Source organism: Inquilinus sp. Marseille-Q2685 (assembly GCF_916619195.1).
Lineage (GTDB): Bacteria > Pseudomonadota > Alphaproteobacteria > DSM-16000 > Inquilinaceae > Inquilinus.
In genome coordinates, this window is sequence record NZ_CAKAKL010000012.1 from 122735 (window position 1) to 137666 (window position 14932).

15 protein-coding genes are annotated in these 14932 nt (G+C 69.4%); 11 read left to right on the forward strand and 4 right to left on the reverse strand.

Annotated features, from left to right (window positions below; genetic code table 11):
• Window positions 1–167: 167 nt before the first annotated feature.
• The 5 genes from LG391_RS32280 (at window position 168) to LG391_RS32300 (ending at window position 5433) form a co-directional block, all read left to right on the forward strand.
• Window positions 168–956 (forward strand): class I fructose-bisphosphate aldolase, encoded by a 789-nt coding sequence (locus tag LG391_RS32280; protein WP_225772872.1) that lies wholly within the window; start codon window positions 168–170, stop codon window positions 954–956.
• 23 nt (window positions 957–979) lie between these two features.
• A complete protein-coding gene (locus LG391_RS32285; RefSeq protein ID WP_225772874.1) occupies window positions 980–2530 on the forward strand; it encodes an L-fuculokinase in 1551 nt (516 codons plus the stop codon).
• 65 nt (window positions 2531–2595) lie between these two features.
• Window positions 2596–3585: an ABC transporter substrate-binding protein gene (locus LG391_RS32290; RefSeq protein ID WP_225772876.1), complete on the forward strand. Its 990-nt coding sequence runs from the start codon at window positions 2596–2598 to the stop codon at window positions 3583–3585.
• A 65-nt stretch (window positions 3586–3650) separates the two neighbouring features.
• Entirely contained in the window at window positions 3651–4685 is a 1035-nt protein-coding gene (locus tag LG391_RS32295; protein ID WP_225772878.1) for an ABC transporter permease, read from the forward strand.
• Window positions 4678–5433: an ATP-binding cassette domain-containing protein gene (locus LG391_RS32300; protein WP_225772880.1), complete on the forward strand. Its 756-nt coding sequence runs from the start codon at window positions 4678–4680 to the stop codon at window positions 5431–5433. Before LG391_RS32295 ends, LG391_RS32300 begins: the two co-directional genes overlap by 8 nt.
• A gap of 5 nt (window positions 5434–5438) precedes the next feature.
• Here the strand turns inward: LG391_RS32300 and LG391_RS32305 are convergent, their stop codons facing one another.
• The gene (locus LG391_RS32305) at window positions 5439–6122 is read right to left on the reverse strand and encodes a FadR/GntR family transcriptional regulator (RefSeq protein WP_225772882.1); all 684 of its coding nucleotides are present in this window, start codon (window positions 6120–6122) and stop codon (window positions 5439–5441) included.
• Between the two features lie 205 nt (window positions 6123–6327).
• Here LG391_RS32305 and LG391_RS32310 point away from each other — a divergent pair, with 205 nt between their 5' ends.
• Window positions 6328–6753 (forward strand): hypothetical protein, encoded by a 426-nt coding sequence (locus tag LG391_RS32310; protein WP_225772884.1) that lies wholly within the window; start codon window positions 6328–6330, stop codon window positions 6751–6753.
• Window positions 6754–7078: 325 nt separating this feature from the next.
• Here LG391_RS32310 and LG391_RS32315 read toward each other — a convergent pair whose 3' ends face one another.
• Entirely contained in the window at window positions 7079–7750 is a 672-nt protein-coding gene (locus LG391_RS32315) for a hypothetical protein (protein WP_225772886.1), read from the reverse strand.
• A gap of 160 nt (window positions 7751–7910) precedes the next feature.
• Between LG391_RS32315 and LG391_RS32320 the strand changes: the two genes are divergently transcribed.
• Window positions 7911–8588 carry a response regulator transcription factor gene (locus LG391_RS32320; protein ID WP_225772888.1) on the forward strand — a complete coding sequence of 226 codons (678 nt, stop codon included), beginning with the start codon at window positions 7911–7913 and terminating at the stop codon, window positions 8586–8588.
• Between the two features lie 720 nt (window positions 8589–9308).
• A complete protein-coding gene (locus tag LG391_RS32325; protein WP_225772890.1) occupies window positions 9309–9878 on the forward strand; it encodes a hypothetical protein in 570 nt (189 codons plus the stop codon).
• Between the two features lie 16 nt (window positions 9879–9894).
• Here LG391_RS32325 and LG391_RS32330 read toward each other — a convergent pair whose 3' ends face one another.
• A complete protein-coding gene (locus tag LG391_RS32330) occupies window positions 9895–10833 on the reverse strand; it encodes a calcium-binding protein (protein ID WP_225772892.1) in 939 nt (312 codons plus the stop codon).
• Between the two features lie 218 nt (window positions 10834–11051).
• Window positions 11052–11432 (reverse strand): ester cyclase, encoded by a 381-nt coding sequence (locus tag LG391_RS32335; RefSeq protein ID WP_225772894.1) that lies wholly within the window; start codon window positions 11430–11432, stop codon window positions 11052–11054.
• Between the two features lie 111 nt (window positions 11433–11543).
• On the opposite strand from LG391_RS32335, the gene LG391_RS32340 reads away from it, so the two are divergent.
• The 3 genes from LG391_RS32340 (at window position 11544) to LG391_RS32350 (ending at window position 14932) form a co-directional block, all read left to right on the forward strand.
• Window positions 11544–12353 (forward strand): trans-aconitate 2-methyltransferase, encoded by an 810-nt coding sequence (locus LG391_RS32340; RefSeq protein WP_225772896.1) that lies wholly within the window; start codon window positions 11544–11546, stop codon window positions 12351–12353.
• 211 nt (window positions 12354–12564) lie between these two features.
• Complete coding sequence (locus tag LG391_RS32345) at window positions 12565–13533, forward strand: hypothetical protein (RefSeq protein WP_225772898.1); 969 nt, start codon at window positions 12565–12567, stop codon at window positions 13531–13533.
• Between the two features lie 214 nt (window positions 13534–13747).
• On the forward strand, window positions 13748–14932 hold the full coding sequence (locus tag LG391_RS32350; protein ID WP_225772900.1) for a three-Cys-motif partner protein TcmP: 1185 nt from the start codon (window positions 13748–13750) through the stop codon (window positions 14930–14932).

Here is a 14932-nt window from a genome sequence, read left to right on the forward strand (position 1 = left end):
CCGATTGATGCAGGTGCCTGTGCGCAGGCGGGTCGCTGCGTTGCGATATCGCAGTCGCGAAATAATCATTCGTTGACGACAGATATCAGATAACTAACATGCGAATCGTCAGCGCATCTCCCATCGCCAGCCGTCCCCTCCCGCAACCAACCGGTGAGCCACAGGCCATGGCCAGACTCTCCTTCGGTGATCGCGGCATCGTCATCGCCATGGACCACGCCCGCACGCTCGGGGTGGTGCCGGGGCTCGAGGACCCCGGCGCGGTGCTGGACCGCGTGATCGCGGCCGGGGCCGACGCGATCATGACCTCCTACGGCGTGATCAAGCACTATCGCGACAGGCTTCTGGGCCGGCTGCCGGTCTATCTGCGGCTGGACGGCGGCCCCAGCATCACTCGCGAGGACTGGCTGCGCTATACCGAGTGGAGCCTGCTGCACACGGTGGAGGACGCCCGCCGGCTGGGCGTCGACGGCGTCTGTGTCATGGGCTTCATGGGCGGCGCGGTCGAGATGCGGACCTACGACATCGTCGCCCGGGTGGTCGGCGACTGCGCCGCCGACGGGCTGCCGGTGATGGTCGAGGCGCTGCCCTGCCCGGCCGAACGCATCCCCAACCCGCTCGACCCCGGCGCCATGGCCTCGGCCTCGCGCATCGCCTTCGAGCTCGGCGCCGACATCGTCAAGACCTACTACACCGGCTCGGTCGACGGCTTCCGCCGGGTGACCTCCAGCTGCCCCGCCCCGGTGCTGATCGCCGGCGGGGTGAAGATGGAGACGGTGCGCGACGCGCTGGCGGTAGTGCACGGATCGGTCCAGGCCGGCGGTCGCGGCGTCGTGTTCGGCCGCAACATCTGGCAGGCGCCGGACCCGGCGGCGGTGGTGCGCGCGCTGGCGGCGATCATCCATCGCGGCCAGGGCGTCGACGAGGCGATGGCCGCCGGCGGCCTGGCCGGCTGAAGACCAGCACTGCGGGGCCGGAGATGGCGACGCGCTTCGATCCGCCCTTCCTGATCGGCATCGATGTCGGCACCCGGTCGGTCCGCGCCATCGCCTTCGATGCGCGCGGCCGCCGGGCGGCGCAGGCGGCGCGGCCGACCCCGGCGCGGATGATCGGCGGCGGCCGCGGCGAGTACGATCCCGACAGGCTGTTCGCCACCGTGACCGACTGCCTGGCCGAGGTGGCGCGCTCTCTCGCCGGCGGGCCGGTCGCCGGCCTCGCGGTCGGCAGCGTCGGCGAGAGCTGCGTGCTGCTCGGCGACAGCGGCCGGTCGCTGGCGCCGTCGCTGGTCTGGTTCGACCGGCGCACCGAGGCGGCGGCGCGGGAGCTGGCCGAGACGATCGGCCCGGACCGGATCTTCCAGATCACCGGCATCGCCATCGACCCGACGCTGACGCTGTGCAAGCTGGCCTGGATGCGGGCGCATTGGCCGGAGGCGATGGGCCGCGCCCGCCGGGTGCTGAACATCGCCGACTGGATCGCCTTCCGCCTGACCGGCGTGGCCGCGACCGAGCCGACCCTGGCCTCGCGCACCCTGTGCTTCGACATCCATGAGCGCCGCTGGTCGGAGGAGCTGCTGGGCCTCGCCGGGCTCGACCCCGCCCTGCTGCCGCCGGTCATGGCCTCCGGCACCGCGCTCGGCCCGGTGCGGCCGGAGGTGCTGGCGGAGGCCGGCCTGGCCGGCCGGCCGCTGGTCGCCACCGGCGGGCACGACCATCTCTGCGGCTCCTACGCCGCCGGGATCACCCGGCCGGGCATGCTGCTGGACAGCCTGGGCACGGCCGAGGCGGTGCTGCTGGCGACGGCCTTCCCGCTGCTCGACCCGGCGGTGATGCGGCGCGGCTTCGTCCAGGGCGCGATCGAGACCCACCGCCCGCTCTCCTATCTCGGCGGCGGCATCAACAGCTCCGGCGGGGCGGTGGAATGGTTCCGGGCCCTGACCGGCCAGGCCGCCCATGAGGCGCTGATCGCCGAGGCCCGGGCGGTCGAGCCCGGCAGCCAGGGCGTGGTGTTCCTGCCGCATCTGGTCTACAGCCCGCCGCCCGCCCCGGACACCAGCGCGCGCGGCGCCTTCATCGGCCTGACCGCCCATGCCGACCGCGGCGCCCTGTTCCGGGCGGTGCTGGAGGGGCTCGCCATGCAGGCGCGGCTGATGGTCGACGCCATGGCGGCGCTGCCGGGGATCACCCCGCCGACCGAGATCCGGGCGATCGGCGGCAGCTCGCGCAACGCCCTGTTCCTCGAGATCAAGGCCAATGTCTATGGCCGCCCGGTGACGGTGGTGGACGAGCCCGAGGCCACGGCGCTGGGCGCGGCGCTGCTGGGCGGCGTCGCCGCCGGGCTGTGGCCGGATCTCGACGCCGCCCTCGCCGCGATCGAGCAGCGGCACCACACGGTGGATCCCGATCCCGTCCTCGCCGGACGCTACGACGCGCTGCACCGGTCGGTGTTCGAGCGGCTGCATGCGACGCTGACACCGCTGAACCAGGCCCTGGCCGGCTTCGACCGCAAGGCCGAGCTGGTCCCGGCCTGACCCCGCGCCGGAGGGCCGGCGCCAACGACGAAGAGAGAAGAACAACCAGACAGATGGAGGAAACGATGGAACGGCGCTTGTTCATGTCCCTTCTGGGCGCCTCGGCCGCGCTCGCCGGCACCGCCGCGGCGGTCACCCCGGCCAAGGCCCAGGGCAAGAGCTTCAGGATCGCCCTCGTCCCCGGCCTGACGACCGACGCCTTCTACATCACCATGCGCCGCGGCGCCGAGGCGGCGTGCAAGGCGGTCGGCTGCGAGCTGGTGTTCCAGGGCGCGCCCGAGTTCAACGCCGTGCTGCAGGTGCCGGTGCTGGACGCGGTGATCGCGCGCAAGCCCGACGCGCTGCTGGTCGCGCCGACCGACAAGACCCAGCTGATCGAGCCGCTGCGCAAGGCGGCCGATGCCGGCGTCCCGGTCTTCACCGTCGACACCTTCATCGGCACCGGCGTCTACCAGGCCGGCGAGGGCAATGCAGACTTCCCGCTGTCCTACATCGCCTCGGACAACATCCTGGGCGGCCGCATCGCGGCGCGGGCGCTGGCCCGGTCGATCGGCGGCAAGGGCAAGGTCTACGTCTCCAACGTCAAGCCCGGCATCTCCACCACCGACCAGCGCGAGGAGGGGTTCAAGGACGAGATCAAGGCCCATTCCGGCATCGAGGTGCTGGAGACGCAGTTCAACGACGACGACGCCAACAAGGCAGCGTCGCAGCTGCAGGCGGTGCTGGCCCGCAACCCGGACCTGGCCGGCGTGTTCGGCGCCAACCTGTTCTCCGCCCTCGGCGCCGCCAACGGCGTCAAGCAGGCGGGCAAGGCCGGCGCGGTCAAGGTCGCGGCCTTCGACGCGCCGCAGTCGATCGTCGAGGATCTGAAGAACGGCACGGTCGACATCGCCATCGCCCAGCACCCGGCCGAGATCGGCTGGTTCGGCGTGATCAGCGCCTTCGCCCACCTGACCGAGCAGTCGGTGCCGACCGCGATCGGCACCGGCTTCACCGTGATGGACAAGGCGAATGTCGACGACCCGAAGGTCGCGAAGTTCCTCTACACCGGCTGATGCCGGCCCGTAGCGGGCCGCCGGAGGACGGCGGCCCGGCCTTTCCGACCAGGAGCCGGTGCCCCATGTCGATCTCCTCGATCCCCTCCCCGACCACGAGCAGCAGCCGGGCCTTCCTCCTCCGGGTGGCGGAGCTGCGGGCCTGGCTGTTCCTGGTCCTGCTGGTCGTCTTCTTCGAGGCCTGGGCCCGGATCGTCTACGACACGACCTTCATCCTGAACCCGTACAACCTGCAGTCGATCGGCATCTTCGCGGTGGCGCCGCTGCTGCTGGCGATGGGCCAGACCTTCGTCATCATCTCGGCCGGAATCGACCTGTCGGTCGGCTTCACCATGGGGCTGGCCTCGGTGGTCGCGGCCCATGCCGCCAATCTCGGGCCGGCGATCGGCCTCGGGCCCGTGCCGGCGATGCTGCTGGGCCTCCTCGCCGGCGTGGCGGTCGCCTTCGTGCCCGGGCTGGTGAATGGCGGGCTGATCGCGCATCTGAGGGTGCCGCCCTTCATCGGCACGCTCGGCATGTACGGCGTCGCCCGCGGCACCGCCTTCCTGATCGCCGGCGGCACCACCGTGCCGGTGGCCAATGCCTGGTTCGCCACCATCGGCAACGGCCGCGTCGCCGGCATCCCGACCGTGGTGCTGATCACCGCGGTCGCGGCGCTGGCGATGCACTACCTGCTGTCGCAGACCCGCTTCGGCCAGCACACCTATGCCATCGGCGCCAACCGCAACGCGGCGCTGCGGGCCGGGATCGACGTGCGCCGCCACGCCATCCGCCTGTACCTGCTGTCGGCGGTCTGCGCCGGCCTCGCCGGATCGCTCTACGCCGCCCGCTTCAACGCCGGCGCGGCCCAGGCGGGCGAGCCGCTGCTGCTGGATTCGATCGCCGCGGTGGTGATCGGCGGCGCCAGCCTGTTCGGCGGGTCGGGCACGATCGGCGGCACCATCGCCGGCGCCCTGGTGATCGCCGTGATCCAGTACGGGCTGGTCTTCATCGACGTCGAGCCGTTCTGGCAGTTCGTGGCGGTCGGCGTCGTCATCATCATCTCGGGGCTGGTGGACCAGAGCCAGCGCCGGCTGGCGCGGGGGCGGCAGGATGACTGAACAGCCGATGGCCGAGCCGCTGCTGTCGGTCCGCGGCCTGTCCAAGCGCTTCGGCGGGGTCCAGGCGCTGAACGCGGTGTCGCTCGACCTGCATGAGGGCGAGGTGGTGGCGCTGGCCGGCGACAACGGCGCCGGCAAGTCGACGCTGATCAAGGCGATCTCCGGCGTCCACCGGCACGACGAGGGCGAGATCCGCCTGGCCGGCGAGCAGGTCTCCTTCGCCACGCCGCACGACGCCCGCGACCGCGGCATCGAGACGATCTACCAGGACCTGGCGCTGGCCGACAACCTGTCGATCGGCGCCAACATCTTCCTCGGCCGCGAGCCGAAGCGGCGGCTGTTCGGCCTGCTGCCGGTGCTGGACCGCCGGCACATGGCCGAGGCGGCGCGAGAGACCATGGCGCGGCTGGACTTCCATGTCGACCGGCTGGACGCGCCGGTCGCGACCTTCTCCGGCGGCCAGCGCCAGGCCGTCGCGATCGGCCGGGCGATCTACTGGAACGCGCGGATCCTGATCATGGACGAACCGACCGCGGCGCTGGGCGTGCCGGAGCAGCGCAAGGTGCTGGCCCTGGTCCGGTCGCTGAAGGCGCAGGGCAAGGGCGTGGTCTTCATCTCGCACAATCTCGGCGACATCTTCGCGGTGGCTGACCGCATCGTCGTGCTGCGCCGCGGGGTCAAGGCCGGCGAGCGCCGCACCGCCGAGACCGACGCGGACGAGGTGGTCCGCCTCATGGTCGGAGGCTGATCCGCTCACGGCCCATTGAGGTCGGCGACGATGTCGAAATGGGCGACCATCAGGGCGCGGGCGCGGTCGGGGTCGCGGGCGCGCACCGCCTCGGCCAGCTCGATATGGCAGCGCAGGGCGCGCTGGGTGGTGGCGAGGTCGCGCTTCAGCTTGGCGTTGCGCATGGTCTCGCGCGTCGAGGCCTCGAGCGCCTCGAGCAGATGGGCCAGGAGGCGCTGGCCGGCGATCGCGGCGAGGCGGCGGTGGAACAGGAGGTCGGCCTCGACCCAGGGGTCGATGGTGCGGATCTCCGACGCCATCTGCTCGACCGCCTCGATCAGCCCGGCGACCTCATCGGCGCTGGCGCGGGCGGCGGCCAGGCCGGCGACCTCGATCTCGACCGCCCGGCGCAGGGCCGAGAACTCGGCCGGGGCGATGCCGTAGGCGCGGGCCAGCGTCGCGAACAGGCCGGCGACGGCGCCGCCCGACAGCGGCTGCACCACGGTCTGCCGGCCGTGGCGGATGGCGACGACGCCCTGCACCGCCAGCCGCGCCATGGCCTCGCGCACCACCGGCTTGGACACGGCGAAGCGCCCGGCCAGCGCCGCCTCCGGCGCCAGCGGCTCGCCCGGGTTCAGCCGGCCGGCGGCGATGTCGTCGAGGATGCCGTCGACGACCGAGGCGGCGAGGCGGTCGAGGCTGCGCCCCATCTCAGCCGGCCCGTTCCGTTCCGCTGCGCCGCATGCCCCCCCCCCCGCCGATCGTCATCCCTGCGGCGAGCATACACCGCCCGCGCCCGGCTTGGACCAAAGGACAACGGACCTAGCGCGCGCGGCCCGCCATACTCACCCGAACGGGCGGGTCCCGGGCGCCGTCGCGCGCCGCCGGGCCGCCGCACAGGGGAGGGAGCCCGAGATGCGTGCACCGACGATCGCGGCGGCGGCCGCCCTGCTGCTGGCGCTCGGCACCGCCGGCCCCGCCGCGGCCCAAGCGGGGCTGACCACCCGCGCCACCACTCTGGAGCCGCTGAAGCTGTCCTCCGGCGTGCCCTTCCCGGAGAAGCCCTACGAGCTGGAGGCCGGCAAATACTACCGCTGGACGATCGAGGCCGACGGCACCGCCGAGCTGGCGATCGCGGCGCCGGAGTTCTTCCGCAACATCTGGATCAACGAGGTGGTGATCAACAAGATCGAGGTGCGGCCGCTGGGCCTCGATTCGATCGAGTTCGACGACGAGGGCAAGGCCACCATCTCCTTCGTGCCGATCCGCCCCGGCACCTTCACCTTCCACGCCCCGGGCACCGAGGCCGAAGGCATGCGCGGGACGTTCGTGGTGAAGTAGACAGCCCTTCCCGCAGCTGCCGCTCTCCTCCTCCCCTCGCGGGAGGAGGCAGGGGGGAAGGGGTTGCCGCAGCCAGACCGACGGCCCCTGATTCCGTCTCGTCCCCAAACCATTGGCGCGCGGACGCGCGCAGGCCCCTCCCCCTTGCCCCCTCCCGCAAGGGGAGGGGGAGAGTGGAAGGCCGGGCAGGCTCGGGACGCGCCCGCAATGGGCAGTGCCGTCATCGCGAGCGCAGCGAAGCGATCCAGGGCGGCTCGAGACGGCCCCTGGATTGCTTCGTCGCTTCGCCTCCTCGCAATGACGGTGTGGGGCCGTGCCACGACGGCTAGCTGCTGTCCGGCTTGGACGGCTCCGGCACGGGCCGGCCGGCGTCGGACGCGTCCGGCTCGGCGGACCAGCCGTCCATCGGCTCGCGATCGGCGGCCTCGGCGCGCTCCGCCGGGGCCCGCGGCCCGGCGGCCGGCGGATCGAGGATCTCGTCCCAGCTGCGCGGCAGCCGGATCGGGTCCGGCGGGTGGCCGATCCTGCGGCACACCGCCTGCACGAACTCCGCCGCCGACAGCGTGTCCAGCTGCGCGTCCAGGATCTCGTCCTCGACCAGGCGCTCCCACGCCAGCGACTGCATGCGCTCGGCATCCAGACCCGCCTCCGGCCGCGCCGCCGCCGCGGCCACCATCCCGGCCGCGCGCTCCCGCCGCTCCCGCCGGCGCTGCTCCTCGCCCGACGCCGTGCGCTCGTCCCGCCGCGTCATGAAGCCGGTGCGGATCCGCTCGGTCAGGGCGATCGTCAGACGCAGCGAGCGCGTCAGCCGCGCCTGGATCGGCCCGAACTCCGACGGCGCCTCCGGGTCCGGATGCGCCCGCTCCTGCTGCCGCTCGGTCATCCGCTTGCAGCGCATGTCGATCTCGGCCGCGTCGCGCAGCAGGCGCAGCGCCCAGCCCGTCCAGTTCATGTCGGGATCGGTCGGCCGGTCCGGTTCGGAATGCGCCTCATCCATGGAACGCATCATGAACACAAGTCGCGAATTAAGGCAATACCCCACCGTCCGCACGCGCCGGCGCGCCGCTTTGCCCCGGCGACTTGGTCGCAAGGACGACGGACAGAGGGGGGCCGGACGCGATAGCATCCGGCGGAACCCTTGACACCGTTCGCACCGGATGACCAGGACCCTGTCCGACCTGACCCCCGCCCTGGGCGGAGCCGAGGCCAACCCGATCCGCATCGGCTTCGCCGACAAGAACCCGCTGGTGCTGCGCGGCCTGCAGTCGCTGTTCGGCGAGGACCGGCGGTTCGAGCTGGTGGTCTCGGCCAGCGACGGCGAGCGCTTCCTGGACGCCGTGGCACGGTTCGAGCTCGATGTCGGCATCATCGGCTGGGTGATGGCCAATGGCGACGGCCGCGCCGTGCTGGAAGGCCTGCGGGACCGCGAAAGCGCCCTCGCCAGGGGGGCTTCCCCCCGCATCGTCGTCTACACCGGCGCGGACCTGGCGGTGGCGCGGCTGGCGATGCAGCTGGGCGCCGCCGGCTTCCTGTCCAAGTCCGAGCCGCCGGAGCGCCTGCTGGACGTGGTGGCCGAGGTGGCGCGCGGCCGGATGATGTTCCCCTTTCTCGACCTCGGCCGGGCGCTGGCGGACGACCCGCTGGCCTGCCTGACCGTGCGCGAGCGCGAGCTCTTGGAACGGCTGGCCGAGGGGCTGAGCAACGAGGGGCTGGCCCGGCGCTTCGGCCTGTCCCCCAACACGGTCAAGTTCCACCTGCGCAACCTGTACGAGAAGCTGGGCGCCGCCAACCGGGCCCAGGCGGTGGCGGTGCTGCTGGGGCGGGACCGGGGGTAGCGGCGGCGCGATCCTTTCAGAACGACTCCGCTCTTGCGGCATGGATTTTTCATCCTCCCCCTCCCCTTGCGCTAGGGCATATACATATCTGCCCGGCGCCATCCGATTGCCTCTCCCGCTTGCGGGAGAGGTCGGGCTCGCGCAGCGAGACCGGGTGAGGGCGGCTCGGCCGCGACACCAGGATCAGCACCTCAGGATGGGGTGGATCATGCGCTCGCTCCTGGCAGAGCTGTGCTCTCGGAGAGGCCGCTATCCCCTCACCCGGACATCCTTCGGATGTCCGACCTCTCCCGCAAGCGGGAGAGGCAATCTGTTCGCGCGCCCGTCGTTGGTGTCGCCGACCGATGTGTATATGCCCTAGTCCCCTTGCGGGAGGGGGTAGGGGGAGGAGTTCTCTCTCTCTCGGCTCGACCAGCCCCGGATCATCGCAGGCCGGCGGAACCGAGAGCTCCGCTCACTGCCCATTCGCGCGGACGCGCGCAGCCCCCTCCCCCTGCCCCCTCCCGCAAGGGGAGGGGGAGTGTGGAAGGCATAGAGCGAGACGAACGGCTGAGTTCTGAAAGGCCCCGTGGGCGAGGCCATGCGTCCGGTGCCGGCCGCCGGCATGGCGCCCGCAAATTTTCCGCCCGGCGTCCTACGAACGTAGGACGACGCGGGCCGGCGGCGCGTGGTTCCCTGCGGTCGAGAGGGCTTTTCCCAACGGCTTCCGAGACGCCAGCCATGCAGATGCTCGACGCCAGAGACCCGATCCGCCTCGCCGCCCCGCCGGCCGGTGCCGACGACCATGTGCTGCAGGCCGAGCTGCAGCCGGTGCTGCGCAGCACCGTTCCGGGGCCCGAGCCCTTCAACGCGCTGGTGCTGGTGCGCGGCACCCTGCCCGCCGGCGCGGTGGAGACCGGCGGCACCTTCGCCGTGCGGACCAATTTCACGCTGGCCGGCTTCGACCCTGCGGATCCGCCGCCCTTCAAGCATTCCTCGACCGCGGCGCTGCGCCGGCCCGGCGCGCCGGACGCCGAGATCGAGGCCATCGACCACGGCTTCTTCGACGATGCCGGCCGCTGGGTGCTGTTGGTGCACGGCGAGAGCCTGCGCCGGCGCGGCGCGGTCGAGCTGACCAGCTGGGTGATGTGCCGCGAGCCGGCGGCGGGCGGGGCCGACGGGCGCCTGGGATTCCGCAGCTATCCCTTCTACGTGCCGCCGCGGCCGCCGCAGCCGGCGGACGCCTGGGGCCGGGCCGTCGCCCGCCTGTTCCCCCGCCGCCCGGACGCCGCGGCCCGCGCGCCGGCTTGAGGCCCTCGATCCCCCCTCAGAGCAGCACGTCGTCGGCGGCGAGCCGGGTCAGCGCCTGGCCCTGGTACCAGGTCGGCTCGAGGATCACCTGCATGTCGGACCGCCCGTCGCCGTCGACATCGGCGGAGACCAGAAGCCCGCGGCCGAGCCGCTGATAGTGCAGCTCGCCGGCGGTGTAGCTGAACGGCGCGTCGCCGATCAGCGTGAAGGCCTGGTCGCCCGGCGCCGTCTGGTCGGCGTCGATCCGCGACAGGTCGAGCACGTCGCGGCTGCTGAAATCGGTGACCCGGTCCTCCTGCCCCGGCGGGCTCTCCACCAGCCGGTCGATGCGGATGATGTCCTCGCCGTCGGCGGTGGTGATGTCGTCCGACCCCAGCCCGCCGACGAAGGTGTCGTTGCCGGAGGGCGTGGGATCGTCATAGCTCATCAGCGTGTCGTCGCCGCCGCCGCCGGAGAGCAGGTCGTGCCCATAGCCGCCCTGGAGGGTGTTGGCCTCGCCGTCGCCGACCAGGATGTCGTTGGCGGGGGTGCCGCTCAGATTCTCGATGCCGCGCAGGTCGTATTGATAGGTCAGCCCGGACTCCCGGAGCGCCGCCCGGCCTTCGGCCAGGGTGATGAAGGCGCCGTCGCTGCCGCCATACCCAGCGCTGAAGGTGTCGACCCCGTCGCCGCCGTCGATCAGGTTGCCGGCGCCGGCGGACTGCAGGGCGAAGGTGTCGTTCCCGCCCCCGCCATACAGCCGGTTGGCGGCGCCGTGGAAGGAGATCGTGTCCTCGCTCGCGCCGCCGCGGACCGTGTCTCCGCCGTCGTCCAGAGAGACCGATATCCGCCTGGCGCCGAGGGTCGTCCGGATCTCGATCACGTCCGTGCCGGTATAGGCATTGACGAAATAGTACTGGTCGTCGCCCTCGACGATGATGTGGTCGTTGCCTGGGGTGCCTTCGATCGTCGCCATGGCGGCCTCCGTGGTGTCGGCGTCGGTGCGTCGCGGCCGTCCCGACATTCCGCCCCGACGGCCGCTCGACGATAGGAAGGCGGTCAGTATAAGCGATGCACGGTCCTATGGAACCCGCAAAGGGCTGAGACCGGCCGGCGAGGCCGGCTCTCCCCCTCCCGCAAGGGGAGGAGGGACTAAAAGCTTATTTCCGAGATGTGAATCCGATAGCCCGAAGGTCAGAGCTGGGCCTCGATCGCGGTCTTGTCGATCACCGACCAGACCTGGACGATCCGGCCGCCGCGGAATTCGTAGAAGACGTTCTCGCTGAAGGAGACCGTGCGGCCGTTCACGTCGAGCCCGAGGAACCGGCCCTTCGGCGAGCAGGTGAAGTCCAGCCGGGCGGCGACCAGGGGCGGGTCGCAGGCCAGGAGCCCGATGGTGAAGCGCAGGTCCGGGATGTCGCGGAAATCCTGCTCCAGCATGGCGCGGTAGCCGGCCAGGCCGAAGGGCCGGCCGTTGTGGCGCGCCGCCTCGTCGACGAAATCGCCCAGCCGATCCCAGTCCTGCCGGTTCAGGCAGTCGATATAGGCGCGGTAGAGGGTGGAGAGGTCGGTCACGGCGATGCCTCCTGCGCTGGCGGACGATTCGGGTTGCGATCGCACCGACGATAGCGCGGCCGCGGGCGCCGGCCATACCGCCGGCAGCTTCGCGACCGCCGAAAGGCCGCCATGGCGCCGGGCGCCGCGATCGCGCAGGATGTCCACGAGACCGCCGGGGGCCGCGCGATGGCGAACACCTTCTCGATGAACTCCTATCTCGGGCAGAAGATCCTCTCCCTGGTCCGGGACGGGGACTACGCCCATGCCGGCGAGGAGGAGGCGATCGAGCTGGCCATGGCCGGCATCGGCAAGGATGCGGGCCGCCTGATCCTGGACGCCGGCTGCGGCCGGGGCGGCACGGCCGACTATCTGCACCGGAACGGCTGGGGGCGCGTCGTCGGCATCGACGTGCAGGCGGAATCGGTGGAGGCCGCGCGGCAGACTTATCCGGGCTGCCGCTTCCTGGTCTGCGACGTGGTCGACGCCGACCGCCGCGTCGGCGAGGCCCCGGACCTGATCTGCCTGTTCAACGCCTATTACTGCTTCCGGGACCAGGACGGGGCGCTGCGGGCCCTGGCCCGGGCCGCCGGGCCGGGCGCCCGCATGATCCTGTTCGACCATGTCGACCGCGGCGGCTATCAGGACGCGCCGCTGCTGGATGCGGGCGAGCCCTTCCTGCGCAACCCGCCGCGCCTGGCCGGGTTGCCGGAGCAATTGGCCGAGGCCGGGTGGCGGACGACCGGGATGCGGGAGATCCACGACGCCTATATCGGCTGGTACACGAGCCTGGTCGGCAAGATCGAGCGGGCGCAGGACCGGATCGTCGGGATCGCCGGCCGGGAGGGGTACGACCATGTCCATGCGCTGTACCGCGGGCTGCTGGACGCGGCGCTGGACGGCAGGCTGGGGGCGGCGATCGTCACGGCGGTGCGGGCGTAGCGGCCGCCGGCGCTCCCCTTTGTCATTGCGCGGCTTGACCGGGCAATCCAGGGGCTCCAAGAGCCACTCGGGCAGCCCCTGGGTCCTCGGGGCGAGCCCGAGGGTGACAATATAGGGTCACCGCCCTGGCGCAGCGCCTCCGGCGCCTTGCATTCTCCACAATCCGTCGCAAGGGTTGAGGGGGTTCGACGGGCACCGTTCGGGAGGGGGAATGGCGAGCAGCATCCGGGCGGTGCGCCGCGAGCAGGAGCGCGCGGAGCGCCGGCGCCTGGCCTATGAGAAGGCGGCGCAGAAGCAGGCGGCGCTGGAGGCCGCTTCCTCCGCCGCCCAGGAATACGACCGGCTGATCGAGGCGCTGACCGGCGCCCACCGGGTCGTGCTCGAGCGCCGCGACTGGCACGCCCTCGCCTCGGCCCCGCCGCCGCCGGCGCCCGAGCGCGGCGCCGTGCACGAGGAGGCGGCGCGGCGGGAGCAGGAGGCCTATCGCCCCGGCTGGTTCGCCCGCATTTTCGGCGGGGCGAAGCGGCGCCAGGTGGAACTGACCGCGGCGGTGGAGGATGCGCGGGCGCGCGACGAGGCGGAACACCAGGCGCGGCTGCGGGAGGCCGAGGCGCGCCGGGCCGAGATCGGCTTCGCCCGGCGGCTGGTGGCGCGCGACCCGGCGGCGGTGGCGGAGGCGCTGGGCCGCTTCACCCGGCTGGGCGACCTGCCCTTCTCGGTCGAGGGGCTGGACCTCGTCTTCGTCGAGGGCGGGCGGATCGTCGCCATGATCGACGGGCTGGACCTGGAGGACCTGCCGGACCGGTCGGTGACGCTGCTGCAATCGGGCAAGGCCTCGGTCAAGCCGCTGTCGCAGGCCAGGCTGCAGGAGCTGCACCGCGACGCGATCTGCTCGGCCGCGGTGCGGGCGGCGGCGGAATGCCTGGCCGCCCTGCCGGTCGACGAGATCGAGGTGGTGATGCAGACGGACCTCCTGGACCGCGGCTCGGGCCATATCGGCGCCGCGCCCGTGCTCTGGCTCCGCGCCACGGCCCAAGCGCTGGGGATGGTGAACCTGCCGCTGACCGACCCCGCCGCCCTGGTCGAGCGCCTGGGCGGCCATTTCGACTGGAGCCGGCGGGAGGGTTTTCGCGCGATCAGGCTGGGGGAGGTGGATGTGCCGGTGAGAGAGAGAAAGTGAAGCGCCTGCAGGAGAGGGTTGAATAGGGCTTTCCCAGCGATTGTGTCAGAAGGCGGAATGAAGCATCGTTGACATTGATATAGGTTACTGTTTGCGTGATCGGAATTGAGGATCGGATTAAGAGGCTTGTTCCCATTTTGTTCCAAGCGTATTATACGGTGATGTGGCTGTACCCAGACGCCTTCAATGCCTACAGAGGGGCATGGAGATCCAATTGGCGAATCCCGCATCATCGTTCTTTCCAACCAAGCCGCTGGCCTATGCCAGCTTAGCTTCGCAGAGGAACGATATGACAAAGAAGTTTTTTGAAGAGAGAACGGAGGAGTCGCGGGTCAAGGCTCAGATCGTTGATAAGTACTTTCGCGCCTGGGCGCACATAGTGGCACCGCGAGCGAGAGACGGAAGGATTGCGTATATAGATTTGTTTGCTGGTCCGGGACGATATAAAGATGGATCAGCATCTGTTCCGCTTATGGTATTACAAAATACTATAAACGATGACAAAATTAGAGATAAACTTGTATCGATATTTAATGATAAAGACGAAAACAATACAAGAACTTTAGAAGAAGAGATTAATAAGCTACCTGGAATTGAAAGACTTAAATATAAACCCCAAGTCTCAAATCAGGAAGTCGGAACCGATATTGTCAAAAGCTTTGAAGAAAGTGGGTTAATACCAACTTTATTTTTTGTCGATCCGTGGGGATATAAGGGACTTTCTCTTCGATTAATTAATTCAGTTTTGCAAAATTGGGGGTGCGATTGCATTGTGTTTTTTAATTACAATAGAATAAATATGGGATTAGGAAACTCTATTGTCAAAGATCATATGGATGCACTATTTGGATCTGATCGAGCCAATGAGCTTAGAACGGAATTGGAAGGGATTCCAGCCCACAAACGTGAGTTGATGATTGTTGAAAAAATTTCGGAAGCACTTCGTGAAATGAAGGGCGAATACGTCCTTCCTTTCTGCTTTAAAAATGAGGCAGGAACGCGAACAAGTCATTACTTGATATTTGTTTCTAAAAATGTTACTGCATATACTATAATGAAAGGCATAATGGGCAACGAAAGCTCAAGGCATGATCAAAACGTCCCATCTTTTTCTTATTGTGAAGCTGATAGCTCAATGCCATTTTTATTTGAGTTCGCTCGCCCTCTTGATGATTTGGAAAAGATGATTCTGAAAAAATTCTCAGGGAAGACGATGGCAATGAAAGAAATTTTTGACAGCCATCATGTAGGAACACCGTATCTAGCGAAGAACTATAAGGAAGTGCTGATTAAGCTGGAGGGCAAGGGGAAAATTGTGGCAAACCCGGCGGCGGCGGACAGGCGGAAAGGCACCTTTGGCGATAACGTCATGGTTACCTTCCCCGGAAAAGGAGGATGA